This is a genomic window from Immundisolibacter sp., assembly GCF_028696615.1.
Classification (GTDB): Bacteria; Pseudomonadota; Gammaproteobacteria; order Immundisolibacterales; family Immundisolibacteraceae; genus Immundisolibacter.
On record NZ_JAQVGQ010000001.1, the window covers coordinates 21,075 to 44,671 of the forward strand.

The window sequence follows — 23,597 nt, forward strand, 5'->3', positions numbered from 1 at the left end:
CGTCCAGTTGACCGTTCATCGCTCTCCTCCTTGAATGAATGATCGCTTGGGTGGTGGCGACTGTGACACCGCGCATCGGGTGAGTCAAAGCGCTCTGGAAGGCCCTCTCCCCCGGCCCCTCTCCCGCACGCGGGAGAGGGTGGCCGCAAGGCCGGCAGAGGGTGCCTACACCCCCGCCGCGGCGTGCTCGCGCGCGGCCAGCACCAGGTTCAGGCAGTTGACGTAGGCCTTGGCGGACGCGATCACGATGTCCGTGTCGGCGCCGGCGCCGTTGACGGCCATGCCGTCGCGCGCCAGGCGCACGCTGACCTCGCCTTGCGCGTCGGTGCCGGCGGTGATGCTCTGCACCGAGTACAGCTGCAGCTCGGCGCCGGAGTGCACGATGGCCTCGATGGCCTTGAAGGTGGCGTCCACCGAGCCGTCGCCTTCGGCGGTGGCGGTCTGCTCCTTGCCGTCGACCAGCAGCGTCACGGTGGCCTGCGGGGTCTCGCCCATCTCGGCGCACACTTTCATGCCGACCAGCCGGATGCGCTCGTTGGCCTGCGTGAGGTCCATGTCGGTGACCAGCGCCATCAGGTCCTCGTCGTAGATCTCGCGCTTCTTGTCGGCCAGCTCCTTGAAGCGCCGGAACGCCTCGGTCAGCTCCTCCTGGGTGGCGAACTCGAAGCCGAGCGCCGCCATGCGCTGCTTGAAGGCGTTGCGCCCGGACAGCTTGCCCAGCGTGAGGCGGTTGTCCTGCCAGCCGACGTCCTGCGCGCGCATGATCTCGTAGGTCTCGCGGCTCTTGAGCACGCCGTCCTGGTGGATGCCGGACTCGTGCGCGAAGGCGTTCAGGCCCACGATGGCCTTGTTCGGCTGCACGTGAAAACCGGTGATGGCCGCCACCAGCTTGGAGCAGGCCAGCAGTTGCCGGGTGTCGATGCCGACATCGCAGGGGAACACGTCCTGGCGCGTGCGCACCGCCATCACCACCTCTTCGAGCGCCGCGTTGCCGGCCCGCTCGCCAAGACCGTTGATGGCGCACTCCACCTGCCGGGCGCCGGCCAGCACGGCGGCCAGCGAGTTGGCCACCGCAAGCCCCAGATCGTTGTGACAGTGGGCGGAGAAGATCGCCTTGTCGGAGTTGGGGATGTTCTCGATCAGATAGCGGAACTTCTCGCCGAGCAGATGCGGCAGGTTGTAGCCCACCGTGTCCGGCACGTTGATGGTGGTGGCGCCGGCGTCGATCACCGCCTCGAAGACGCGGCACAGGAAGTCGAGGTCCGAGCGCCCGGCGTCCTCGGCCGAGAACTCGACGTCGTCCGTGTACTGCCGCGCGCGCTTGACGGCCCGCACGGCCGCCTCGAGCACCTCGTCCGGTGTCATGCGGAGTTTTTTCTCCATGTGCAGCGGCGAGGTGGCGATGAAGGTGTGGATGCGCGGCGCCACGGCCGGCTTCAGCGCCTCGCCGGCGCGGTCGACGTCGTTGTCGTTGGCGCGCGCGAGGCCGCATACGCGCGAGTCTTTGACGATCTCGGCCACCGCCTTGACGGCGGCGAAATCGCCGGGGCTGGAGGCCGGGAAGCCGGCCTCGATCACGTCCACCTTCAGGCGCTCGAGCGCCTTGGCGATGCGCAGCTTGTCCTCGCGGCTCATGGCGGCGCCGGGGCTTTGCTCGCCGTCGCGCATGGTGGTGTCGAAAATGATCAATTTGTCCTTGCTCACGACCGGTCTCCGCAGCGGTGATGGGCGGCCGCTGCCGCGTGGCAGCAGCGCTTGGTTTGAATCGGGATTGCGTTTGAGGTGGCCCTCGCCAGGGCATGGCTGCGTATGTCTGCCTTACGGCAGTCGCAGCGCGAGCAGCAGAGAAAGCGTGGCGTGGGCCGGCATCCGGGGCAGGATGCCCCGGTCTGAATCGAGCGCGCCCGCGCTGGATTCAGGGAGCCCAGCGCGGGCATGTACCGCGCTGCGGCGAGCTGAAAAATTCCAGGGACGGAATTTTTCAGCGTCGGACGAACTGGACGCGCACGGCCCTTCGCCGCGGCGGGCGCGGACGCCAAGGAGGCTGACGGGCTGGCGGTCGTGAGTCATGCGAGTTGCATTCGTGACGGACGCCGGCACTATAGCACCGCGTTTTTGTGCTGCAAACGCGCATTTCTCCACCCGGATCAAGCCGATGACCGATGCCGCCCGTTTCGTGGTCCACGCCCGCTGGGTGATTCCCGTGGAGCCGACCGGCCGGGTGCTGCAGCACCACGCGCTCGCCGTGCAGGGCGGGCGCATCCGCGCCGTGTTGCCGAGTGGTGCGGCGCGCGAGCAGTTCGCCGACTGGCCGCACCTGGAGCGGCCGCACCACGCGCTGATCCCGGGCCTGGTCAACGCCCACACGCACGCCGCCATGACGCTGCTGCGCGGACTCGCCGACGATCTGCCGCTCAAGCCCTGGCTCGAGCAGCACATCTGGCCGGCTGAGCAGCGCTTCGTGGGGCGGCAGTTCGTGCGCGATGGCACGGCGCTGGCGGTGGCAGAGATGCTCAAGGCCGGCATCACGTGTTTCTCGGACATGTATTTCTTTGGCGAGGAGACGGCCGAGGTGGCTGCCGCGGCCGGCCTGCGGGCGGTGATCGGCCTGATCGTGATCGATTTCCCGAGCGCCTACGCCAGCGACGCCGACGACTACCTGCGCCGGGGGCTCGAACTGCATGACGCCTGGCGCGGTCACGCGCTGATCCGCGCCGCGTTTGCGCCGCACGCGCCGTATACGGTGAGCGATGCGCCGCTCAAGCAGATCGCCGTGCTGGCGCAGGAACTCGACCTGCCGGTGCACATCCACCTGCACGAGACCGCGCACGAAGTGGCCGATAGCGAATCCAGGCACGGCGTGCGCCCGCTGGAACGCCTGGCGGGTCTGGGGCTGCTGTCGCCGTATTTGATCGGCGTGCACGCCACGCAGCTGCTGGCGGGCGAAATCGCCAGTCTTGCCGCCGCCGGCGCCAGCGTCGTGCACTGCCCGGAATCGAACATGAAGCTGGCGTCGGGCGCCTGCCGGCTGCCGGCGCTGCTGGCGGCCGGCGTGAACGTCGCCATCGGCACCGATGGTGCGGCCTCGAACAACGATCTCGACCTGCTGGGTGAGCTCAAAACCGCCGGCCTGCTGGCCAAGCTCACCACCGGCGATGCCGCCGCCGCGCCGGCGCCGGCGCTGCTGCACATGGCCACGCTCGGTGGCGCCAAGGCGCTCGGGCTCGGCGAGGAAACGGGCTCGCTGCTGCCCGGCAAGGCGGCGGATTTCGTGGCACTCGATCTGTCCGCGCCGCACTGCCAGCCGGTGCACGACGTGATCTCGCAGCTCATCTATGCGGCCGGGCGCGACGCCGTGTGCGACGTGTGGGTGGCCGGCCGCCGGTTGCTGGCGGACGGTCGGCTCACCACCCTCGACGAGGACGCCATCCTCGCCCGCGCCGCGGACTGGGGTGTGCGGATCGCCGCCGCCGACCATCCGGCGGGCTGATTCATTTCGAACCCTTCAAGGATTCTCATGCCCCAAACGCTTCCTGCGGGCCCGCTGGTGATCGGCCTGCCCGGCCCGCAGCTTGCGCCGGCCGACCGCGCACTGCTGCTCGAACCCGCCATCGGCGGCGTCATCCTGTTCGAGCGCAATTTCGAAGACGCCCGGCAGCTCACGGCGCTGTGCGCGGACATCCATGCCCTGCGCGAGCCGCGGTTGCTGATCGCGGTCGACCAGGAGGGCGGGCGGGTGCAGCGGTTGCGGCCCGGCTTCACGCCGTTGCCGCCGGCCGCCGCTTACGGGCGGACCTACGATCGCGATCCTGGCGCGGGTGTCATGCTGGCCCGCGCCGGCGGCCTTGTGATGGCCTCAGAGCTGCTCGCGCTCGGTATCGATCTGAGCTTCGCGCCGGTGCTCGATCTCGACTATGGCGTGAGCGAAATCATCGGCGCGCGGGCGTTTCATGCCGACGCGAACACCGCGGCGGCGCTGGCCGGTGCCTTCATGGCCGGCATGGCAGACGCCGGCATGGCGGCCTGCGGCAAGCACTTCCCGGGGCACGGCGCGGTGGCGGCCGACACGCACCTGACGCAGGTGATCGACGAGCGCTCGCGTGAGGCCATCGAAACCGATCTTCTGCCGTACCGGCAGCTCATCGGGCAGGGGCTTGCGTCGGTGATGATGGCGCACGTGCTGTTCCCGGCCGTGGACGCGCAGCCGGCCGGTTTTTCGCGCCGCTGGGTGCAGGACATTTTGCGCGGCGAGCTGGGTTTCGACGGCGCCGTGTTCAGCGACGATCTCGGCATGGCGGGCGCGGCCGGGGCGGGCGATGTCGTCGCCCGGGCGCGCCGCGCGCTCGATGCCGGCTGCGATTACCTGCTCATCTGCAATGATCCCGCCGCCGTGCAGGCGAGTGTGTCGGCGCTGCCGGCGCGCGCGGTGGCCGCTTACCGCCACCGTGCGCTGCTGGCGCGCGGCGGCAGCGTCGAGGCGGCGCAGCTTGCCAAGGCGCGTCAGTTGCTGGCCGATCTCGAGCCCGCCTGACGGTGGATGGGCCAACGCCGCTGAATAAAGTGGCGGCCCCAAGCCCGCACGGAAAGGGCCGCCGGGCCGCCTGTTAGAATTTTGAAAAAACCTCGCTGTGGAGCGCTTTTCCATGCAATTTGAGCTCACCCGTCTGCCCGTCACCGAACAGCCGGGCGGCTGCGTGGCGGTCGGCGTGTTCGCCTCGCACGCCCTCGCGCCGTCGGCCAAGCTGCTGGACAAGGCCAGCGACGGCGCCATCACGGCCGCCGTGAAGGCCGGCGACATCGCCGGCAAGGTGGGCGACACGCTGCTGCTGCGGGGACTGCCCGGCATTGCCGCCGAGCGGGTGCTGCTGGTCGGCTGCGGCAAGGCGGGCGAGCTGAACGAAGGCGCCTACCAGCGCATCGTGGCCGCGGCAGCAGCGGCCGTCGGCAAGCTGCACGCCGCCGAGGCGGCGCTGTACCTGACCGAGCTGGCCGTGACCGGGCACGACGAAGCCTGGCGCGTGCGCACCGCCGTCGCCGCGGCCGATCATGCGCTGTACCGCTTCACCGAGTACAAGCGCGAGCCGGGCCGGCGGCACCTGAAAACGCTCGCCATCGGCTGCGGCGGCAAGCAGGCGAAGGCGCTCGACGCCGCGCTGCGCCAGGGTCAGGCCATCGCGGCCGGCGTCAAGCTGACGCGCGATCTGGGCAACCAGCCGGCCAACGTGTGCACGCCGACGTATCTGGCCGAGCAGGCGCAGGCGCTGGCCAAGGCGCACGGCCTCGACATCGAGGTGCTGGACGAGCCGCAGATGCGCGAGCTCGGCATGGGCGCGCTGCTGGCGGTGGCGCGCGGCAGCCGCCAGCCGCCGAAGCTGATCGTGCTCAAGCACTTACGCGGCAAGGCCAAGGCCGCGCCGGTGGTGCTGGTGGGTAAGGGCGTCACCTTCGACTCGGGCGGCATCTCCATCAAGCCCGGCGCCGGCATGGACGAGATGAAGTTCGACATGTGCGGCGCGGCGTCCGTGCTCGGCACGCTCAAGGTCGCAGCCGAACTCGACCTGCCGATCAACCTCATCGGCGTGATCCCGGCCAGCGAAAACCTGCCCGACGGCAACGCCATCAAGCCCGGCGACATCGTCAAGACCATGGCCGGCAAGACGGTGGAGATTCTCAACACCGACGCCGAAGGCCGCCTGCTGCTGTGCGATGCGCTGACCTACGCCGAGCGTTTCAAGCCGGATGCCATCGTCGACATCGCCACGCTCACCGGCGCCTGCGTGGTGTCGCTGGGCAACCACGCGCACGGCCTGCTCGGCAACGACCAGAAACTGATCGACGCGCTGCTCGCCGCCGGGCGCACGGCGCACGACCGCGCCTGGCAGCTGCCGCTGTGGGACGACTACAAGGAGCAGCTCAAGAGCCCGTTCGCGGACCTGCCAAACGTGGCCGGGCGCGAGGCCGGCACCATCACCGCGGCGGCCTTCCTGTCCGCCTTCACCGAAAAGCAGCGCTGGGCGCACCTGGACATCGCCGGCACGGCCTGGAAATCCGGCAAGGACAAATCCGCCACCGGCCGGCCGGTGGGTCTGCTGGTGCAGTACCTGCTGGACCGCGTCGGCGGCTGATGACCGAGATCGACTTCTACGTGCTGGACGGCACACCGCCGCCCGACGCGCAGCTGTTCGCCTGCCGCCTGCTCGAGACGGTGGTGCGGCGCGGTGCGAAGGTGCACGTGCACGTGGCGGACGAGGCGGCCGCGCACGCGCTCGACGAGTGCCTGTGGTCGTTCAGCGCCGGCTCCTTCGTGCCGCATCGGCTGGTCGGCAGCGCCGGCCGGGCGCCGGTGTGGATCGGCTGGCAGCCGCCGGCGCAGCCCGGCGAGGTGCTGCTGACGCTCACCGACGAGGTGCCGCATTTCTTCAGCGGTTTCCGGCGCGTGCTGGAGCTGGTGCCGGCCGACGAGCCCGGCCGCGCGCGGGCCCGCGAGCGCTACCGCTTTTACCGCGAGCGCGGCTACCGGCTGCGCCAGCACAAGCTCGGAGGCGGCGCATGAACGACGACATCCGTATGCCGGAACCGGACCAGGACGACATCCCGACCCTGACCGACATCGTGGTGCCGGGACGCCCGCCTGCGCAGCCGGCGCCGCCGGCGAGCGAACCGCCGCCCGAGTTCGTGTTCGACATCGACTTCGATCACCGGCAGACCGCTGCCCCGACGCCAGCCGTGGCGCCGCCCGCCGTCGATGTGTCTGCCGACGACGATCTGCCGCTGCCCTGGTCGGACGAGGGCGGGCCGTCCGCGGTGGTGGCGCAAACGGCCGACGTGGCGCCCGCCGCCGGCGGGTCCAATGCCGAGGCCCTGCTCGCCGAGCTTCTGAACGACATCGGCGCGCGTCTGCAGCGGCGCATCGACGCCGAACTCGAACTCGCCGGCCAGCGCCTGCGCGCGGCGCTGCGCGAGGAACTGGACCGCACACTGGCCGAGCTGACGCGCGGCACCCCACCCACCGCCTGACCTCGCGCCGCCCGCCGGCGCTGCCCCATGGACAAGACCTACGACCCCAAGGCCATCGAACAGCGCTGGTACCAGCACTGGGAAACCGCCGGCTACTTCAAGCCGAGCGGGCAGGGCGAGCCGTACTGCATCGTCATCCCGCCGCCCAACGTCACCGGCAGCCTGCACATGGGGCATGCCTTCAACAACACGGTGATGGACCTTTTGATCCGCCACGCGCGCATGAGCGGCCGCGACACGCTGTGGCAGGTGGGCACGGATCACGCCGGCATCGCCACCCAAATGGTGGTCGAGCGCCAGCTCGCCGCGCAGGGCCTGTCGCGCCACGACCTCGGTCGCGAGGCGTTCCTGGAGCGCGTGTGGCAGTGGAAGGCCGAGTCCGGCGGCGCCATCACGCGCCAGTTGCGGCGCCTGGGCGCCTCCTGCGACTGGTCGCGCGAGCGCTTCACTATGGACGCGGGCCTGTCGGCGGCGGTGACGGAAACCTTCGTGCGCCTGCACGAGCAGGGTCTGATCTATCGCGGCAAGCGTCTGGTCAACTGGGACCCGGTGCTGCAAACCGCCATCTCGGACCTGGAGGTGGTCAGCGAGGAAGAGCGCGGCCACCTGTGGCACATCCGCTACCCGCTGGCGGACGGCAGCGGCTACCTCACTGTCGCCACCACGCGCCCGGAAACGCTGCTCGGTGATACCGCCGTGGCGGTGCACCCGGAAGACGCCCGCTACCGGCACCTGATCGGCAAGACCGTGCGCCTGCCGCTGTGCGATCGGCAGATTCCGGTGATCGCCGATGATTACGTCGACCCGAGTTTCGGCACCGGCTGCGTCAAGATCACCCCGGCGCACGATTTCAACGACTTTGCGGTCGGCGAGCGCCACAGCTTGCCGAAGATCAACGTGATGACGCCCGACGCGCGCATCAACGACGAGGCGCCGGCGGCCTACCGCGGCCTCGATCGTTACGAAGCCCGCCAGAAGATCGTCGCCGACCTCGAAGCCGCCGGCCTGCTGGAATCGGTCAAGGACCACACGCTGGTGGTGCCGCGCGGGGATCGTACCGGCGCCGTGGTCGAGCCCTACCTCACTGACCAGTGGTACGTGGATCTCACGCGCGAGGTGCAGCCGGACGGCCGCCCCGGCGGCATGGCCGCCATCACCCGCCCGGCGCTCGACGCCGTGCGCTCGGGCCGTATTCGTCTGATCCCGGACAACTGGGAGAAGACCTACGCGCAGTGGTTAGAGAACATCCAGGACTGGTGCATCAGCCGGCAGATCTGGTGGGGGCACCGGATTCCGGCCTGGTACGACGCGCAAGGTCGCGCCTGGGTGGGCCGCAGTTTCGAGGAGGCGCAAACGAAGGCGCGCGAGGCCGGCAGCGACATTGCGCCGGACAGCCAGGACGCGGACGTGCTCGACACCTGGTTCAGCTCGGCGCTGTGGCCGTTCTCGACGCTCGGCTGGCCCGAAAAGACGCCGGAGCTGGCGCGCTACTACCCCACCAACGTGCTGGTGACGGGCTTCGACATCATTTTCTTCTGGGTGGCGCGCATGGTCATGATGGGCCTGCCGTTCGCCGGCGACGTGCCGTTTCGCACCGTCTACGTGCACGGCCTGGTGCGCGACCACGAAGGCCAGAAGATGAGCAAGTCCAAGGGCAACGTGCTGGACCCGCTCGACATCATCGACGGCGTGGACCTCGAAACCCTGGTCGGGAAGCGCACCGCGGGTCTCATGCAGCCGCAGATGGCCAAAAAGATCGAACAGGCCACGCGCAAGCAGTTCCCGCAGGGCATCCCCGCCTATGGCACCGATGCGCTGCGCTTTACCTTCGCCTCGCAGGCCACGCTGGGGCGGGACATCAAGTTTGATCTCGCCCGCTGCGAGGGCTACCGGAACTTCTGCACCAAGCTGTGGAACGCCGCCCGCTTCGTGCTGATGAACACCGACGGCGTGTCGTTGGATGGCGAGCGGCGCCTGGGCCCCGCCGAGCGCTGGATCGAGGCGCGCCTGGCCGCCACCGTGGCCGACATCGACCAGGCCATCGCCGACTATCGGCTCGACTACGTCGCCAGCGCCCTGTACCAGTTCGTGTGGGAGGACTACTGCGACTGGTACATCGAGCTTGCCAAGCCGGTGTTGAATGACACCGCGGCCGATCCGGCGCTGGCCCGCGGCGTGCGCCACACGCTGCTGCGCGTGCTGGAAACCCTGCTGCGCCTGGCGCACCCGCTGATCCCGTTCATCACCGAGGAAATCTGGCAGCAGGTGGCGCCGCGCGCCGGCGTCAAGGGCGACACCGTGATGCTCGCCGCCTGGCCCAAGCCAAGCGATTTCACCGTCGATGCCCAGGCGGTGGCCGACATCGAGTGGCTGAAGGACATCATCCGCGCCGTGCGCAACCTGCGCGCCGAGCTCAACCTGCCGCCCGGCCAGCCGGTGCCGCTGCTGCTGAGCGGCGATGCCGCCGCGCGCGCGCGTCTGGCGCCGCACGAGGGCCTGCTGACGCGCCTGGCGCGCCTGGCAAGTCTCGACTGGGTGGACGCGGCCGACGCGCCGCAGGCCGCCGTGGCACTGGTCGGGGACCTCACCGTGCGCCTGCCGCTGGCGGGGCTGGTGGACCCGGCGGCCGAGGTGGAGCGCCTGGGCAAGGAAATCGCCAAGCTCGACCAGCTGATCGCGCGCGCCGAAGCCAAGCTCGCCAACCCGGCCTTCGTGGACAAGGCGCCGGCCGAGGTGGTGGCGACCGAGCGGGCGCGCCTGGCCGAGTTCGCCGAGCAGCGCGCCACGCTGGCGGCGCAGCGCGAACGCATGGCGGCGCTGGCCGGCTAGGGAACCGCTGATTTATTCAGCGGTTCCCTCCGGGGCAGGATGCCCCGGCATGAATCAAGGACGTAACCCATTGATTCATTGAGCGTCGCGCGGGCGTGTACCGCGCGACGGCGAGCTGAAAAATTCCATGGACGGAATTTTTCAGCCCTTCCCTAGCGCCCGCGGGTGATTTCCCAGGGCGCGACGTCGCCCGGCTCGACGGTGAACAACGGGTGCGGCTGCGGCGCGGCCTCGACCGCGAGGCCGGCAAGCCACGCCGGTGCCCGCTGCGCGAGCTTGGCCACCAGCTGTTGCCACTCGTAGGCCATTTGCCCGGTGGTGACCGTGAGCGTCAACCGGGCCGCGGGCTGGCGGATCTTGGCCGCATCGAAGCGGTATCCGCGGGCGGCTGCCTGCGTCTGCACGGCCCACAGATACGCCGCGATGCCAGCGCGCGGATCGGCGCATTCCTGAAACCGCCGCAGTTGCGGGTGATGGCGATACCCGCGTGTGTCTCCATGAAGCACCGCCTGCGCCAGCAGCGCTTCGCGCCACAGCGCGACCAGCCCCGTCGGGTCGAGATAGCGCGGATGCAGCGACCACAGGCGCACGGGTCAGTTACCGACCACGCCGCGGCTTTCCAGCACGGCCGCCAGCTGTTCGAGATCGCTGAAGATGACCACGCCGGCCGGCGGACGCTTCAGGCGCTGGGCCGAACGACCGCCGCACCACAGCGCCACATCGGGCGGTAGCGCTTGCCGCAGACGGCGCACGCCAAGGCGCACCGCCCCGGGGTCGACGTATTCCGAAAACGACAGTGCCACGGCGTCCGCGGCGAAGGCCTCGGCCGCGGCGACGATCTGGCTCTCTGGCGTCTGTGCGCCGAGCAGGATGCCTGCCGCACCCTCCACTCGCAGCAGCGCGAACGCCAGCATGAGGCCGAGCGTATGCGGCTCGCCGGACAGCGTCGTCAGCAGCACGCGCGGTCTGCGGGCGCCCGGGGGCAGCTGGGCGACGGCCTCCCGCAACACCGAATCGAGCTGCGCCGAGAAGTGATGCTCCTCGAAGACTTCGAGCACGCCCCTGGCCCAGCCATCGCCAACGGTGGTGAGCATCCCGGCCGCCGACTCACACACGAAGCGGCGCAGACCCTCGCGCAGCAGGCGTGCGCGCAGCTCTTGGCGCAGACCCTCGTCATCGTGGCGTTTGATGAGGTCGACGAGGCCGGGGTCGAGGGTGTCGGGCGACGGCGGTCGCGGCGCGGCCTGTTCCAGTTCTTCGGGGCTCAGCGTCAGTACCTGCCCAGGTCGCATGCCCAGATCCAGCAGGCGCCGCACCTGCCGCAGCCGCGCCACCTGTTGCACCGGATAGCGTCGCTCGCCGCGGGCGTTGCGCGTCGGCTGCGGAAAGCCGTAACGCCGTTCCCACATCCTGAGGGTCTCCTTGGGGATGCCGGTTTCGAGCGCCAGGGCGGCGATGGACAGGTCGGTCATTTCAATTTGTATAAGTCAAAAAGATTGACATAGTCGGAATCGTTGGCTAATTTTGGCCTGCGAAACTTAGTTTGTCCAAGACAAACTTATTTGACATCCTTGGGCCCCGTGATTGACTCGCTATCCGCTCGGGTCCTGATGCCCGGCGCCGGGCCGGGGCGCGCCGGTTGCCGATCGACAGGGCGCCATGGGGAATGCGCCACGGGCAAACGGGACGAAAAGTTTCAGGAAAGGCGTTTTTCGGCTGTCATTCAGGGACAAGGTGTTGATGGCTTCGAGTCAGCAACGGCTGCGAAAGGCAGCGCAGGGCGGTGCGGGGGATGGTTTCGACGTCGTCATCGTCGGCGCCGGGCTGCATGGTGGTCTGATCGCGCTGGCGCTGCTGGACGCCGACCCGACGCTGCGCCTGGCGCTGGTGGAGCGAGACGCCTGCCCGGCCGGCAACCACACCTGGTGTTTTCACCTCGCCGACGTGCCGGCCGATGTGGGGGCGTGGTTCGGGCGCCTGCCGGTGAGCCACTGGCCGGGCTACCGGGTGGCGTTTCCGGGCTTCGAGCGCGAGGTCGGGCTGCCCTACGGCTGCCTGTCGTCGGCGGCTCTTGCCGCGGCGCTGCAGGCGGCCTTCGCTGCGCATTCCGGCGCGCGCCTGCTGCTTGGCTGCGCCGTGCAGGCGCTGGAGGCCCACGCCGTACGCCTGTCGGATGGCCGCCAGCTGCGCGCTGCGCTGGTGATCGACGCCCGCGGCGGCGGTACCGTGGGCGCGACCGGCTATCAGAAGTTCCTGGGGCTGGAGGTGGAGCTCGCCGCCGACAGCGGGCTCGACCGGCCGTTGCTGATGGACGCCTGCCTGCCGCAAGGGCCGCAGTTCCGTTTCATGTACGTGCTGCCGCTGGCGCCGCGGCGGCTGTTGATCGAGGACACCGCCTTCGCGCGCACGCCGGACCTGGATCAGCCCGGGCGTCGGGCAGCCATCCGCGCCTATGCGGACGCCCGCGGCTGGCGCATCCGGGCTGTTCTGCGAGAGGAATCCGGCGTGCTGCCGATGCCCTGGCGGGCGAAGCCGGCGGCGCCGACGCTGCCGCTGAAGGTGGGTTACGGCGGCGGCTGGTTTCATCCAGCCACCGGCTATTCCGCGCCGTGCGCGCTGCGTCTGGCCACGGTGCTGGCGCGGCATTGGCGCGATCCGCTGCCGGCGCTCCGAACCGAGTGGCGGCGGCACCGGCGCCAGTTCCGGCTGGGTTTGCTGCTGAACGGGCTGGCGTTTCGCGCCTTCCGGCCGGAGCTCATGTGGCATCCGTTTGCGCGCTTTTACCGCCTGCCGCTGGGCACCATCGGCCGTTTTTACCGCCTGCAAAGCTCGGCATCGGATGTGGCGCGCCTGCTGGTCGGCCGTCCACCGCGCGGTTTCGGCAGCGCCTGGCTGCCCGGGCGTCATTCCCCGGAGGCTTGGAGATGAAGGCAGCGGGTGTGAACGGCGCGGTGCGGCGTCTGCCGGGCGGCGGCTGGCGGGCGCCGCCGCCGCTCGATCTGGCGGCGTTTTTCGATCACTGGTTGAATCGGCTGCCACCGGCGACCGGCGTGTGCGAGCAGGTGTGGCAGGACACGCTGTATGCGCCACTGCGGGAGTTTCTGGGGCGCGCCGGCAAGCTGCTACGGGCGCGGCTGGTGGCTCATGGTTGGCGCCTGGCCGGCGGCTGCGGCGAGGCGCCACACACGCTGTGCCTGCTGCCGGAAATCCTGCACAGCGCCTCGCTGATCGTGGACGACATCCAGGACGGCGCCGCGACGCGCCGCGGCGGCCCGGCGCTGCATCGGGTGATCGGCCCGGAGCGGGCGCTGAACGCCGCCAACTGGCTGTATTTCTGGCCGTATCGACTGCTGGACGAACTGCGCCTGCCGGCCGCCCGGCGCCGCGCCTGCCAAGACCTCATCACCGGCACGCTGCTCGACTGCCACCGTGGGCAGGCGCTCGATCTCGGCGCCGAGGTGTGGGCGCTGGCGCAGGACGACCTGCCGGCGCTGGTGGCCGAGCAAAGCCGCCTCAAGACCGGTCGCCTGACCGCGCTGTGCGTAGGGCTTGGCGCGCTCGCCGCCGGCGCCCGGCCGCGGCGGGTCGACACCTTGCAGCGCTTCGGCGAGCGGGTGGGCGTGGCGCTGCAGATGCTGGATGACCTCACCGCGGTGCTGTCGCCAGCCCGCCACGACAAGGCCGCCGAGGATCTGTGTACCGGCCGGCCGACGTTCGCCTGGGTGCTCGCCGCGCAGCGGTGCAGCGAGTTCACCTACCGCGCGCTACAGCAGCAGGGGCGCGCTGCGGCTGGCGGGGCCGACTGGCAGCCGCTGCGCGCGCTGCTGGCCGAGACGATCGGCGACGACCCGCTCGATTACCCGCGCGCGGCGCTGGCCGAAGCGGGCGCCCTGCTGGGTGGGAGCGATCTGCCGGCGGCAGCGGTGCAGGACGTGTTGACTGATCTCGAACGACTGGAGCGTGCTTATGGTTGAGCGGCGCGCCGCGGTAGTCGGTAGCGGTTTCGGTGGCCTTGCAGCCGCCATCCGTCTGCAGGCGCGCGGCATCAGGACCACCGTGTTCGAGGCGCGTGCGCTGCCCGGTGGGCGGGCGTATGCATTCGCCGAGCAGGGGCACGTGTTCGACATGGGCCCGACGCTGGTGACGGCGCCGCAGTGCCTGGAGGAGCTGTTCGCCATCGGCGGCGCGCGCCTGGCGGACCGCGTGGACCTGCTGCCGCTCGATCCGTTCTACCGATTGCAGTGGGAGGACGGCACGCGCTTCGAGGCGTTCGAGGATGCGGAACTGCTCGCCGCCGAGATCGACCGCATCGCGCCCGGTGACGGCCCCGGCTATGCGCGCTTCGCCCGCTACAGCGAGGCGGTGTACCGCGAGGGGTACGAGAACCTCGCCGGCGCGCCGTTCGTGACGGCCGCCAGCATGCTGCGCGCGCTGCCGAAGCTGGTCACGCTCCGCGCCGAGCGCTCCGTGTACGGCGCCGTCAGCCGCTACGTGCGCTCGGACCACCTGCGCCAGGCGCTGTCATTCCACCCGCTGTTCGTCGGCGGCGACCCGTTCGCGACCTCGTCCATCTACGCGCTGATCAACCACCTCGAACGCACGCACGGCGTGTGGTTCGTGCGCGGCGGCACGCACGCGCTGGTACGGGCCATGGTGGCGCTGTTCGAGGAACTCGGCGGCGAACTGCGTCTGGCTTGCCCGGTGCAGGGCATCCGCCTCGATGGTCGCAGCCACCTCGTGCGCACGGCGGCCGGCGAGCAGCGCTTCGATTTCGTGGTCTCGAACGCGGATGTGATGCACACCTACCGCACGCTGTACGAGGACCACCCGCGCGCGGCGCGCATGGCGCGGCGGCTCGATCGGTCGCGCTGGTCGATGGGTCTGTTCGTGGTCTATTTCGGCACCGACCGGCAGTACCGCGACGACGTGCGCCACCACACCATCCTGTTCGGGCCGCGCTACCGCGCGCTGGTGCGGGAGATTTTCTACGGCCACGCGCTGCCGGACGATTTCAGCCTGTACCTGCACGCGCCGAGCGTGACCGATCCCGCGCTCGCCCCGCCGGGCGGCGACACGTTCTATGCGCTCTCGCCGGTGCCGCACCTGGGCAATGCCGACATCGACTGGGATCGCGTCGGCGCCGAGTACGCCGAGCGCATCCTGGCGTACCTGGAACAGCACGCCATGCCGGGGCTGCGCGCGCACGTCACCGTCAAGCGCTGGATGACGCCGCGCGATTTCGAGCGCGAACTCGGCGCCCACCATGGCAACGGCTTCTCGCTGGCGCCGGTGCTGTGGCAGAGCGCGTACCTGCGCCCGCACAACCGCGACCGGCACATCCCGGGCCTGTACCTGGTCGGCGCCGGCACGCATCCGGGCGCCGGCATGCCGGGCGTGATCAATTCCGCCAAGGCGGCCATGACGCTGATCGACGAGGATTTCCCGCGATGAGCGATGCCGTTGCCGCCGTCATCCACCAGCATTCAAAGAGCTTCTCGCTGGCGTCGCGGTTGCTGCCGGCGGCGGTGCGCGGCGACGTGGTGGCGCTGTACGCCTGGTGCCGGCGTGCCGATGATGCGGTCGATCTGTCCACGGACCCACAGGCCAGCCTCGCGCGTCTTACGGCGGAACTCGACGCCGTGTACCGCGGTGAGGCGAGTGATGACCCGATTCTTGTTGCGTTCGCCGGGCTGGTGGAGCGCTGCGCGCTGCCGCGCCATTACCCGCAGGAGCTGCTGGCCGGCATGGCGATGGATTTGGCGCCCGATCTGTACGCCGACGACGCGGCGCTGGCGCTGTACTGCTACCGCGTGGCGGGCGTGGTGGGGCTAATGATGTGCCACGTGATGGGTCTTGCCGACGATGCCGCGCTGCCGCAGGCGGCGTTTCTCGGCATGGGCATGCAGCTCACCAACATCTGCCGCGACGTCGGGGAGGACTGGCAGCGCGGGCGGCTGTACCTGCCGTACCGGGCGCTTGGCTTTGCGGACGAAGGCGCGGTGCGCGGTGCGCTCGCGTGGCCGCTGGACAATGCCCTCGCCGCGCAACTGCCGCGGCAGGTGCGCCGCACGCTCGCGCTGGCGGACGCGTATTACCGGCGCGGCCTTGGCGGCATCGGCGCGCTCGACTGGCGCTGTGGCCTTGCCGTGCGGGCGGCGGCGCGCATCTACCGCGGCATCGGCGCGGCACTGGCGCGGCAGGGTTACCAGCCGCTTGCCGGACGCGCCTACCTGCCGGGCCGCGGCAAGGCGGCGCAGGTGCTGATCGCGCTCGCGCAGCAGCTTCGCGGCGGCTTTGCCCGCGCGCCGAAGGGCACGTCGAAGCGGGCGCCGCGGCGGGTACTCGAATTCGGAGCCGAGCTGTGTCTGCCGGGCGCGTGATGCCCGGCGCGGCGCTGCTGGCGGGGTTGGTCACGCAGGCGCATGCCATGGATGTCGAGGTCATCGCCCGCGGGCTGCGCAACCAGACCGGCAGCGCGCTGTTCGCGGTGTTTCTGGAACCGGCCGGGTTTCCGGGCGAGGGCGAGCGCGCCGCCTATCGTCTGGAGGCGCCTATCACCGGCAGCGAGGTGCGCGTGCGGTTCACCGATCTGCCGGACGACCGGCCGCTGGCAATCGCCGTGCTGCACGACGAGGACGGCGACAGGCGCGTGGCGATGGGCTTTTTCGGCATTCCCAAGGAGGGCTTTGGCGTGTCCAACAACCCGCGCATCCTGTTCGGCCCGCCGAGCTTCAAGGATGCGCTGCTGACACCCAAGGCCGGCCAGCCGGTCCTCATCGACATGCGGTACTTCTGAGCATGGAAAAGATCGCCGTTCCGGACGCCTTCGACGCCGTGGCGCCGCGCTACGACCTGATGTGTCGGCTGAATCCCGGCTACGTCGGCATGCTGGCGGACGCCGCCCGAGCGCTCGCGCCGTTGCCGGTGCCGCGGCTGCTGGACCTGTGCTGCGGCAGCGGACTTTCCACGCAGGCGCTGCGCCGCGCGCACCCCGGCGTGCCGATGGTGGCGCTCGATGGCTCGGCCGGCATGTTGGCGCAGGCGCGGCAAAAGGCGCTCGACCCGATCGAGTACCTGCAAGGCGACGCGCAGACGCCGGGGCGGTACCTCGCCGGTCCCTTCGGCGGGATTCTGATGTCCTACGGGCTTCGCAACGTACGCGACCCGGACCGGGCACTCGTCGAGATCAAGGACCTGCTGGCGCCGGGCGGGCTGCTGGCGATCCACGACTACAGCCTCGCTGGCCCGGGCGCCGAGCGGCTGTGGCGCTTCATGTGCCGGGCGGTGGTGCGGCCGTTCTGCGCGGCGGTGTCGGGCGCGCCGCAGTTGTTCGAGTACCTCGAAGACAGCGTGCTCGACTTCGACCGCCGCGACGCGCTCGCCGCGCGCATCGAGCGCGCCGGTTTCGATCTGCTGCGGGTGATTCCCGGCCGGTTGTGGCAGCGCCAGATCGTGCACACCTTCGTCGCCCGGCGGCCGGCATGAGGGCGTTCTCGCAACCGCATTTCGGCCGCGCCCGGCTCGCCGAGCCGCTGCGCGTGGCGGTACTGGGCGGCGGGCTAGCCGGCATCGCGGCGGCGGTGACGCTCGCCGAGCGTGGCGCCGCCGTCACGCTGCTGGAAGCCTACGCTGGGCTCGGCGGGCGGCTCGCCGCCTGGCCGGTCGAGGTGGCTGGCGAGCGCTTCGAGATGGACCGCGGCTTTCACGCCTTCTTCCGCAACTATTACAACCTGCGCGCGCTGCTGCGGCGGGTGGACCCGGCGCTGGGCGGCCTTGTGCCACTCACCGACTACCCGATCCTGACGCCGGCGGGGCCGCTGTCGTTCGCCGACCTGCCGAAGAGTGCGCTGCTCACGCTGCTGCCGCTGATGCGCCAGGTCGGAATCGGCATCGGCGATCTGCGCCGGGTGCGCATCGGCCACGCGCTCGCCATGCTCGGCTGGCACCCGCAGCGCACGCCGGCGCGCTGGGATTCCTTAAGCGCCGAGGACTGGCTGCGCGGCCTCAACTTTCCGCCGGCCGCGCGCATGCGTCTGCTGGATGTGTTCGCGCACAGCTTCTTCAACCCGACCGACGAGTTCTCGGCGGCCGATCTTTTGATGCTGTTTCACTACTACTTCTTCGGCAACCGCGAAGGGTTGGTATTCGACGTGGCGCGGCGGCCGTTCGGGGCGTGGTTGTGGGTGCCGTTCGCGGAGCATCTGAAGGCGCTGGGGGTGGACCTGCGGCTCGGCTGCGCCGGGCAGGCCATCGCGCGTCACGATGACCACTGGCAGGTGCATACCGCGCACGGCCCGCTGCTGGCGGATGCGCTGGTGTTGGCACTCGATGTGCCGGGCCTGCGGCGGGTGCTCGATGCCAGCGGCGCGCTCGCGGCTGCCGTGCGCACGCCGCTGGAGCGCGTGCGGCCGACGCGGCCGTTCGCCGTGTGGCGGCTGTGGCTTGATCGGCCGGTCGATGCCGCCCGCGCGCCGTTCGCCGGCACGGCGGGTTACGACATCCTCGACAACGTGTCCGTGTACAGCGCGTTTCACGACGAGAGCGCCGACTGGGCGCGCCGCCACGGCGGCGCGGTGCTGGAGCTGCACGCCTACGGGCTGGCTACCGACGACGAGGCCGACATCCGCCGCCGCCTGCTCGGCGCGCTGCACGCGGTGTATCCCGAAACCGCCACGGCGCAGGTGCAGGGCGAGCAGTTCCTGCTGCGCGCCGACTGCCCGGCGTTTCCGCCTGGCAGCGCGGCGGATCGGCCGGGCGTCGCCACGGCCGATCCGACACTGGTGCTGGCGGGCGATCACGTGCGCCTGCCGTTTGCCTGCGCGCTGATGGAACGGGCCACGGCGTCCGGCGTGCTTGCCGCCAACACGCTGCTCGCGATGCACAGGGTGGACCCGGCGCCGCTGTGGACGGGTCCGCAGCGCGGGCTGCTCGCGCCGACACTGAGGGCCGCCTGATGCGCCGGGTGAGCGACGTGCACGGCCGACCGCTGTGGCTGTTCGGCGCGGATCTTGGCGAACTGCCGGCGCCGTCCCGCGCCGACTGGCAGGCCGCCGAGCCCCGCTGGATCGCCGGCGCGCTGGAGCAGGCATTGGAACGCCCGGCCGGCGGCTGGCACGTGGTGGCGGGCTCCGCGGCGCTGCGCGGCAAGCCGATCGCCGCGCGCGTGCTGGGCCGCGATCTGGTGCTCTGGCGCAGCGCGCACGGCGTGCACGCGGCGGACGACCACTGCCCGCACCTTGGCGCACGCTGGTCGCAGGGACGGGTGCAGAACGGCGCCGTCGTCTGCCCCTGGCACGGCCTTGCGCTCGATGCCCAGGCGCCGTGCGCGGCGCTGCTGCCGGCGCATGACGACGGCGTGCTGGTGTGGGTGCAACTGCCGGGCGAGGAGCCGCTCGCGGCACCGGTGCTGCCAGCGCGGCCCACGGACTCGCTGGTATCCGTCATGACGCTGCCGGCGCGCTGCACGCCGCGCGAGGTGCTGGAAAACCGCCTCGACCCCTGGCACGGCGCGCACTTCCACGGCCATTCTTTCGCCCGCCTGAAGGTGCTGGAGCAGGCCGCGGACAGCATCACCGTGCGCGTGGCGTTTCGCGTGGCGGGACCGCTCGCGGTAGAGGTCGACGCGCGCTTTCACTGCCCGCAGCGGCGCTCGATCGCCATGACCATCGTCGCCGGCGAGGGGGTGGGCTCGGTGGTCGAAACGCACGGCACGACAGTCGACGCCGGCCGCTGTCAGATCACCGAGGCCGTGTTCGCGCACTCGGCACGGCCGGGCTTCGCGCTCGCACGGCGGCTCGGTTTTCTGCTGCGGCCGGTGATGAGCCACGCCGCGCGGCGCCTGTGGATCGAGGACGCCGCCTACTGCGAGCGCCGTTATGAACTTCGCGCGCAGCCGGTGGCGCTGCGCCCGCTCGCCGCTTCACGTTCAGGTCAGCCTGAGGACAGTTCCGATGAACGACACACCGCTCGATAGCATCGAATCGCCGGCCGACTTGCGCGCGCTGCCCGCCGACGCGCTGCCCGGCGTCGCCCAGGCGCTGCGCGACGAGATCGTGCAATTCGTGTCGCGCAGCGGCGGGCATCTTGCCTCCAGCCTCGGCGCGGTCGATTTGCTGGTCGCGCTGCATTACGTCTTCGATACGCCGCGCGACCGGCTGGTGCTGGATGTCGGTCATCAGGCCTACGCGCACAAGCTGCTCACCGGCCGGCGCGCGGACTTCGCCCGCATCGGCAAGGAAGGCGGGCCCGCCAAGTTCCTGCGCCGGGCGGAATCGCGCTACGACGATTTCGGCGCCGGCCACGCCGGCACGTCCATCTCGGCCGCGCTCGGCATGGCGCGCGGCTTGCAGGCGGCCGGCGAGGACGCCTTTGCCGTCGCCATGATCGGCGACGGCTCGCTCACCGCCGGCATGGCGCTGGAGGCACTGAACCACGCCGGGCACCTCAAACAGCCCAACCTGCTGGTGGTGCTGAACGACAACGAGATGTCGATCGAGCCGAACGTCGGCGCGCTCGGCGCGTTCCTGTCGCGCAAGCTGTCGGCGCCGTCGGCGCGGCGCCTGCGCCGTCTGGCCAAGGACGTGCTGGCGCCGCTGCCGCAGCCATTGCAGCAGCTCGCGCGCCGGGCGGAGCGCTCGGCAAAGGCCCTGCTGACGCCGGCCACGCTGTTCGAGGCGTTCGGTTTTCGTTACATCGGGCCGGTGTCGGGGCACGACCTGCCGTCGCTGCTGGCGACGCTGAAGAACGCCCGCGCGATGATGGCGGGCGGCGAAGGGCCGGTGCTGGTGCACGCCATCACGCGCAAGGGCGCGGGCTACGCGCCGGCCGAGGCGAACCCGCTCAAATACCACGGCGTGACGGCCTTCGATGCCGCCACCGGCGACATGCCCAAACCCGCCGCGACGGTGCCGTCCTACACGTCCGTGTTTGCGGATGCCGCCGTGCAACTCGCCCGCACCGATTCCCGCATCGTCGCCATCACCGCCGCCATGGCGGGCGGCACCGGGCTCGACCGCTTTGCTGATGCGCTGCCGCAGCGTTTCTACGATGTCGGCATCGCCGAGCAGCACGCCGTCACGTTTGCGGCGGGCCTCGCCACCACGGGCCTGAAGCCGGTGGCGGCGATCTACTCGACCTTCCTGCAGCGCGGCTTCGACCAGGTGGTGCACGACGTGTGCCTGCAGAACCTCGACGTCACCTTTGCACTCGACCGCGCCGGCCTGGTCGGGGCGGATGGCGCCACGCACCAGGGCCTGTTTGACTTGGCCTACCTGCGCTGCCTGCCGAACATGGTGCTGATGGCGCCGAAGGACGAAAACGAGCTGCGCCACATGCTGCGCACCGCCATCGAGCACCCCGGCCCGGCGGCGATGCGTTACCCGCGCGGCAACGGGCTTGGCGTGGCGCTCGATGCCGACATCCGGGCGCTGGAAATCGGCCGCGGCGAGCTGCTGCGCGATGGCGGGGATCTGGCCATCGTCGCGCTCGGCAGCCGCGTGGCGCCGGCGCTCGAGGCGGCCTCGCAGTTGGCCAGGGAAGGCGTTGGGGCGGCCGTGTTCAACGCCCGTTTCGTGAAGCCGCTTGACCTGCCGGCCATTGCCGAACTCGCCACCCGCTGCGGCGCGCTGGTCACGGTGGAGGAACACGCGCTCGCCGGCGGCTTCGGTAGCGCCGTGCTGGAGGCGCTGGCGGGGCAGGGCATCCTGGTGCCGACGCGTCTGCTCGCGGTGCCGGACGAGCTGGTCGAGCACGGCGACCCGGCCGCGCAGCTGGCGCGCTTCGGGCTCGACGCCGCCGGCATCGCGGCGGCCGGGCGGGCGCTGCTGGCCGGCCGCCGGCGCGCCGGGCCGGCGCCTGTCGGTGGCCTGTACCGCGCCGCGGCGAGCTGAACAATCTCAGAGCCGGGTTTTCATTACTCGCCCGGGTGGTTGGCGAACAGCGCCCGGCGGCCGAAGTACTGGTGTTCGAACTCGAGCTCGTCCTGCAGCTGGCGCATGCGTGCCTCGATGGTGGCGAGCTGAGCATAGGCGATCGGCTGCAGCTTGCTGGCCTGCCGCAACTGCTCGAGCGCCATCTCGATACGGCCGTTTTGCACGTGGTACTCGGCGCGCATCTGATAAGCCTCGATCTTGTCGCCGCGTTGCTCGGCGGCCCGCGCCAGCAGCTCCAGCACCCGCGGCGAGGGCTGCGCCTGATGCACCTGTTCGCCGAGCAGGGCGCGCGTGGCAGCCGGATGCCCGGCGCGCAGCTCGGCCTCGCCAAGCAGCAGCAGCAGCGCTTGGTTGTTCGGGTACAGCTTCAAGTCCTCCCGCGCCTGCGCGCTGGCCAGCGCCGGCTGGCCGGCAGCCAGCGCCAGCTCTACCTGCGCGCAGCGGTAGGGCAGGAAGTCCGGCCACTGGGCCCGCAGGGCGGCCAGTTCGGCACCGGCGGCCGGCAATTGTCCGGCGCGCGCCAGCGCCAGCGCCTTGCCATAACGCCAGGCGCGCGCCTGGTGGGCATCGTCCGGTGCCGGAGTTTGTTCGTAGTAACGCAGCGCATCGGCAGGGGCGGCGGCGGTCAGCACGCGCACCCGCTCGCGCACGTGCACGAACATGGCGTTGTCGGGCAGGCGCCGGCCGGGCAGGCTCATGGCGCGATCGCGCGCCTCGGCGACGCGGTCCAGCGTCACCGGGTGCGTGCGCAGGAAGGCCGGTAGTTGCTCACCGGCCGAGAAGCGCACCGCCTGGTGCAGGCGGCCGAAGAAATCGGCCATGGCTTGCGGGTCGAAGCCGGCAGCGCTCAGGGTCTGGATGCCGATGCGGTCGGCCTCGGATTCGTTCTGGCGGGTGAAGTCGATCTGGTTCTGAACCGCGCCGGCCTGCACGGCGGTGATCGCCGCCGCGCCGGCATCGGCGCCGCCGTAGGCGCCCAGGATGATCGCGCCCAGCATGGCGGCGATGGTCGGCATGCTCATGCGCTGCTGTTGCTCGAGCGCGCGCGGCAGGTGGTGCTGGGTGACGTGGGCGATTTCGTGCCCCAGCACCGACGCCAGCTCGTCCTCGGTTTGGGTGGTCAGGATCAAGCCGCTGTGCACGCCGATGTTGCCGCCCGGGCCGGCAAAGGCGTTCAGTGTCGGGTCCACCACCACGAAAAAGCTGAAGCCGTTGCGCGCATCGTCGGCATTGCGCGTCAGGCGCTGGCCCAGGCTGCTTACGTAATCGACCACCAGCGGGTCGTCCAGCAGCGGCATCTGCTGGCGTACCTGGCGCATGAAGGCGACGCCGATGCGCTGTTCGAGCTGTGCGGACAGCAGGCCGCCGGCGGCGTCGCCGATTTCCGGCAGCGCGATTTCAGCCTGTGCGGCGGGCAGGCACAGGCACAAAAAAACACAGATCAGGCGACGCAGCATGGGCGGGGATTGCACGCAGGCGATGGTTACCGACTTAAGACAGTATCCTTTGTACGGAATTACGCCAGCCCCGCGCCGTCATGACCGAATCCATCATTGCCCAGGAACTCGACACCAGCGGCCTGCTGTGCCCGTTGCCGGTGCTCAAGGCGCGCCGTGCGCTCAATGCCATGCAGTCGGGGCAATGCCTGCTGGTGATCGCCACCGACGGCAAGGCACCGGACGATTTCGCCGCCTTCTGCCAACAGTCCGGCGACCGCCTGCTCGAGGTGCAGCGCGACGGCGAGCGGTTCCGGATCGTAGTGCAAAAACGCTGAGCGAACCGCGGATTCATTCAGCGGTTCCCGTCCGGCGGCGGATGCCG

At 70.6% G+C, this 23,597-nt stretch carries 20 protein-coding genes; 16 read left to right on the top strand and 4 right to left on the bottom strand.

Annotated elements, in window-relative coordinates; genetic code table 11:
• Positions 1-165: 165 nt before the first annotated feature.
• Positions 166-1,704, bottom strand: a complete 1,539-nt coding sequence (locus PHC73_RS00110; protein WP_300123522.1) for a 2-isopropylmalate synthase — start codon at positions 1,702-1,704, stop codon at positions 166-168.
• 451 nt (positions 1,705-2,155) lie between these two features.
• Between PHC73_RS00110 and PHC73_RS00115 the strand changes: the two genes are divergently transcribed.
• The 6 genes from PHC73_RS00115 (at position 2,156) to PHC73_RS00140 (ending at position 9,846) form a co-directional block, all read left to right on the top strand.
• Positions 2,156-3,490 (top strand): TRZ/ATZ family hydrolase, encoded by a 1,335-nt coding sequence (locus tag PHC73_RS00115; RefSeq protein ID WP_300123523.1) that lies wholly within the window; start codon positions 2,156-2,158, stop codon positions 3,488-3,490.
• A 27-nt stretch (positions 3,491-3,517) separates the two neighbouring features.
• A complete protein-coding gene (nagZ, locus tag PHC73_RS00120; RefSeq protein WP_300123524.1) occupies positions 3,518-4,531 on the top strand; it encodes a beta-N-acetylhexosaminidase in 1,014 nt (337 codons plus the stop codon).
• A gap of 112 nt (positions 4,532-4,643) precedes the next feature.
• Complete coding sequence (locus PHC73_RS00125; protein WP_300123525.1) at positions 4,644-6,125, top strand: leucyl aminopeptidase; 1,482 nt, start codon at positions 4,644-4,646, stop codon at positions 6,123-6,125.
• Positions 6,125-6,553, top strand: coding sequence for a DNA polymerase III subunit chi (locus tag PHC73_RS00130; RefSeq protein WP_300123526.1), 429 nt, complete (start codon positions 6,125-6,127; stop codon positions 6,551-6,553). The genes PHC73_RS00125 and PHC73_RS00130 overlap by 1 nt, the downstream gene beginning before the upstream one ends.
• The gene (locus PHC73_RS00135; protein WP_300123527.1) at positions 6,550-7,017 is read left to right on the top strand and encodes a hypothetical protein; all 468 of its coding nucleotides are present in this window, start codon (positions 6,550-6,552) and stop codon (positions 7,015-7,017) included. Before PHC73_RS00130 ends, PHC73_RS00135 begins: the two co-directional genes overlap by 4 nt.
• Positions 7,018-7,044: 27 nt before the next feature.
• The gene (locus tag PHC73_RS00140) at positions 7,045-9,846 is read left to right on the top strand and encodes a valine--tRNA ligase (protein WP_300123528.1); all 2,802 of its coding nucleotides are present in this window, start codon (positions 7,045-7,047) and stop codon (positions 9,844-9,846) included.
• Positions 9,847-9,998: 152 nt separating this feature from the next.
• Here the strand turns inward: PHC73_RS00140 and PHC73_RS00145 are convergent, their stop codons facing one another.
• On the bottom strand, positions 9,999-10,436 hold the full coding sequence (locus tag PHC73_RS00145) for a pyrimidine dimer DNA glycosylase/endonuclease V (protein ID WP_300123529.1): 438 nt from the start codon (positions 10,434-10,436) through the stop codon (positions 9,999-10,001).
• A 3-nt stretch (positions 10,437-10,439) separates the two neighbouring features.
• Complete coding sequence (locus PHC73_RS00150; protein ID WP_300123530.1) at positions 10,440-11,318, bottom strand: MerR family transcriptional regulator; 879 nt, start codon at positions 11,316-11,318, stop codon at positions 10,440-10,442.
• A 268-nt stretch (positions 11,319-11,586) separates the two neighbouring features.
• Between PHC73_RS00150 and crtY the strand changes: the two genes are divergently transcribed.
• From crtY to dxs, 9 genes are read left to right on the top strand one after another with little or no spacing between them, the layout of a single operon-like run.
• The gene (gene crtY / locus PHC73_RS00155) at positions 11,587-12,774 is read left to right on the top strand and encodes a lycopene beta-cyclase CrtY (protein WP_300123531.1); all 1,188 of its coding nucleotides are present in this window, start codon (positions 11,587-11,589) and stop codon (positions 12,772-12,774) included.
• Positions 12,771-13,820, top strand: coding sequence for a polyprenyl synthetase family protein (locus PHC73_RS00160; RefSeq protein ID WP_300123532.1), 1,050 nt, complete (start codon positions 12,771-12,773; stop codon positions 13,818-13,820). The genes crtY and PHC73_RS00160 overlap by 4 nt, the downstream gene beginning before the upstream one ends.
• Entirely contained in the window at positions 13,813-15,297 is a 1,485-nt protein-coding gene (locus tag PHC73_RS00165) for a phytoene desaturase (protein WP_300123533.1), read from the top strand. The genes PHC73_RS00160 and PHC73_RS00165 overlap by 8 nt, the downstream gene beginning before the upstream one ends.
• Positions 15,294-16,226: a phytoene/squalene synthase family protein gene (locus PHC73_RS00170; RefSeq protein ID WP_300123534.1), complete on the top strand. Its 933-nt coding sequence runs from the start codon at positions 15,294-15,296 to the stop codon at positions 16,224-16,226. The genes PHC73_RS00165 and PHC73_RS00170 overlap by 4 nt, the downstream gene beginning before the upstream one ends.
• Entirely contained in the window at positions 16,208-16,642 is a 435-nt protein-coding gene (locus tag PHC73_RS00175) for a DUF2141 domain-containing protein (RefSeq protein ID WP_300123535.1), read from the top strand. The genes PHC73_RS00170 and PHC73_RS00175 overlap by 19 nt, the downstream gene beginning before the upstream one ends.
• Before the next feature lie 2 nt (positions 16,643-16,644).
• Entirely contained in the window at positions 16,645-17,331 is a 687-nt protein-coding gene (locus PHC73_RS00180) for a class I SAM-dependent methyltransferase (RefSeq protein WP_300123536.1), read from the top strand.
• Positions 17,328-18,800 (top strand): FAD-dependent oxidoreductase, encoded by a 1,473-nt coding sequence (locus PHC73_RS00185; RefSeq protein ID WP_300123537.1) that lies wholly within the window; start codon positions 17,328-17,330, stop codon positions 18,798-18,800. The genes PHC73_RS00180 and PHC73_RS00185 overlap by 4 nt, the downstream gene beginning before the upstream one ends.
• The gene (locus PHC73_RS00190; RefSeq protein WP_300123538.1) at positions 18,800-19,819 is read left to right on the top strand and encodes a DUF5914 domain-containing protein; all 1,020 of its coding nucleotides are present in this window, start codon (positions 18,800-18,802) and stop codon (positions 19,817-19,819) included. Before PHC73_RS00185 ends, PHC73_RS00190 begins: the two co-directional genes overlap by 1 nt.
• On the top strand, positions 19,797-21,734 hold the full coding sequence (dxs, locus tag PHC73_RS00195; RefSeq protein WP_300123539.1) for a 1-deoxy-D-xylulose-5-phosphate synthase: 1,938 nt from the start codon (positions 19,797-19,799) through the stop codon (positions 21,732-21,734). The genes PHC73_RS00190 and dxs overlap by 23 nt, the downstream gene beginning before the upstream one ends.
• Positions 21,735-21,757: 23 nt before the next feature.
• Here dxs and PHC73_RS00200 read toward each other — a convergent pair whose 3' ends face one another.
• Positions 21,758-23,233 (bottom strand): M48 family metalloprotease, encoded by a 1,476-nt coding sequence (locus PHC73_RS00200; RefSeq protein WP_300123540.1) that lies wholly within the window; start codon positions 23,231-23,233, stop codon positions 21,758-21,760.
• An 80-nt stretch (positions 23,234-23,313) separates the two neighbouring features.
• On the opposite strand from PHC73_RS00200, the gene PHC73_RS00205 reads away from it, so the two are divergent.
• A complete protein-coding gene (locus PHC73_RS00205; RefSeq protein ID WP_300123541.1) occupies positions 23,314-23,550 on the top strand; it encodes a sulfurtransferase TusA family protein in 237 nt (78 codons plus the stop codon).
• Positions 23,551-23,597: the final 47 nt, after the last annotated feature.

What these genes read in the sequence shown, in the direction of transcription:
- PHC73_RS00115 (WP_300123523.1), top strand. Translation starts at nt 2,156, where the DNA reads ATGACCGATGCCGCCCGTTTCGTGGTCCACGCCCGCTGGGTGATTCCC.
- nagZ (WP_300123524.1), top strand. Translation starts at nt 3,518, where the DNA reads ATGCCCCAAACGCTTCCTGCGGGCCCGCTGGTGATCGGCCTGCCCGGC.
- PHC73_RS00125 (WP_300123525.1), top strand. Translation starts at nt 4,644, where the DNA reads ATGCAATTTGAGCTCACCCGTCTGCCCGTCACCGAACAGCCGGGCGGC.
- PHC73_RS00130 (WP_300123526.1), top strand. Translation starts at nt 6,125, where the DNA reads ATGACCGAGATCGACTTCTACGTGCTGGACGGCACACCGCCGCCCGAC.
- PHC73_RS00135 (WP_300123527.1), top strand. Translation starts at nt 6,550, where the DNA reads ATGAACGACGACATCCGTATGCCGGAACCGGACCAGGACGACATCCCG.
- PHC73_RS00140 (WP_300123528.1), top strand. Translation starts at nt 7,045, where the DNA reads ATGGACAAGACCTACGACCCCAAGGCCATCGAACAGCGCTGGTACCAG.
- PHC73_RS00150 (WP_300123530.1), bottom strand. Translation starts at nt 11,318, where the DNA reads ATGACCGACCTGTCCATCGCCGCCCTGGCGCTCGAAACCGGCATCCCC.
- crtY (WP_300123531.1), top strand. Translation starts at nt 11,587, where the DNA reads ATGGCTTCGAGTCAGCAACGGCTGCGAAAGGCAGCGCAGGGCGGTGCG.
- PHC73_RS00160 (WP_300123532.1), top strand. Translation starts at nt 12,771, where the DNA reads ATGAAGGCAGCGGGTGTGAACGGCGCGGTGCGGCGTCTGCCGGGCGGC.
- PHC73_RS00165 (WP_300123533.1), top strand. Translation starts at nt 13,813, where the DNA reads ATGGTTGAGCGGCGCGCCGCGGTAGTCGGTAGCGGTTTCGGTGGCCTT.
- PHC73_RS00170 (WP_300123534.1), top strand. Translation starts at nt 15,294, where the DNA reads ATGAGCGATGCCGTTGCCGCCGTCATCCACCAGCATTCAAAGAGCTTC.
- PHC73_RS00180 (WP_300123536.1), top strand. Translation starts at nt 16,645, where the DNA reads ATGGAAAAGATCGCCGTTCCGGACGCCTTCGACGCCGTGGCGCCGCGC.
- PHC73_RS00185 (WP_300123537.1), top strand. Translation starts at nt 17,328, where the DNA reads ATGAGGGCGTTCTCGCAACCGCATTTCGGCCGCGCCCGGCTCGCCGAG.
- PHC73_RS00190 (WP_300123538.1), top strand. Translation starts at nt 18,800, where the DNA reads ATGCGCCGGGTGAGCGACGTGCACGGCCGACCGCTGTGGCTGTTCGGC.
- dxs (WP_300123539.1), top strand. Translation starts at nt 19,797, where the DNA reads ATGAACGACACACCGCTCGATAGCATCGAATCGCCGGCCGACTTGCGC.
- PHC73_RS00200 (WP_300123540.1), bottom strand. Translation starts at nt 23,233, where the DNA reads ATGCTGCGTCGCCTGATCTGTGTTTTTTTGTGCCTGTGCCTGCCCGCC.
- PHC73_RS00205 (WP_300123541.1), top strand. Translation starts at nt 23,314, where the DNA reads ATGACCGAATCCATCATTGCCCAGGAACTCGACACCAGCGGCCTGCTG.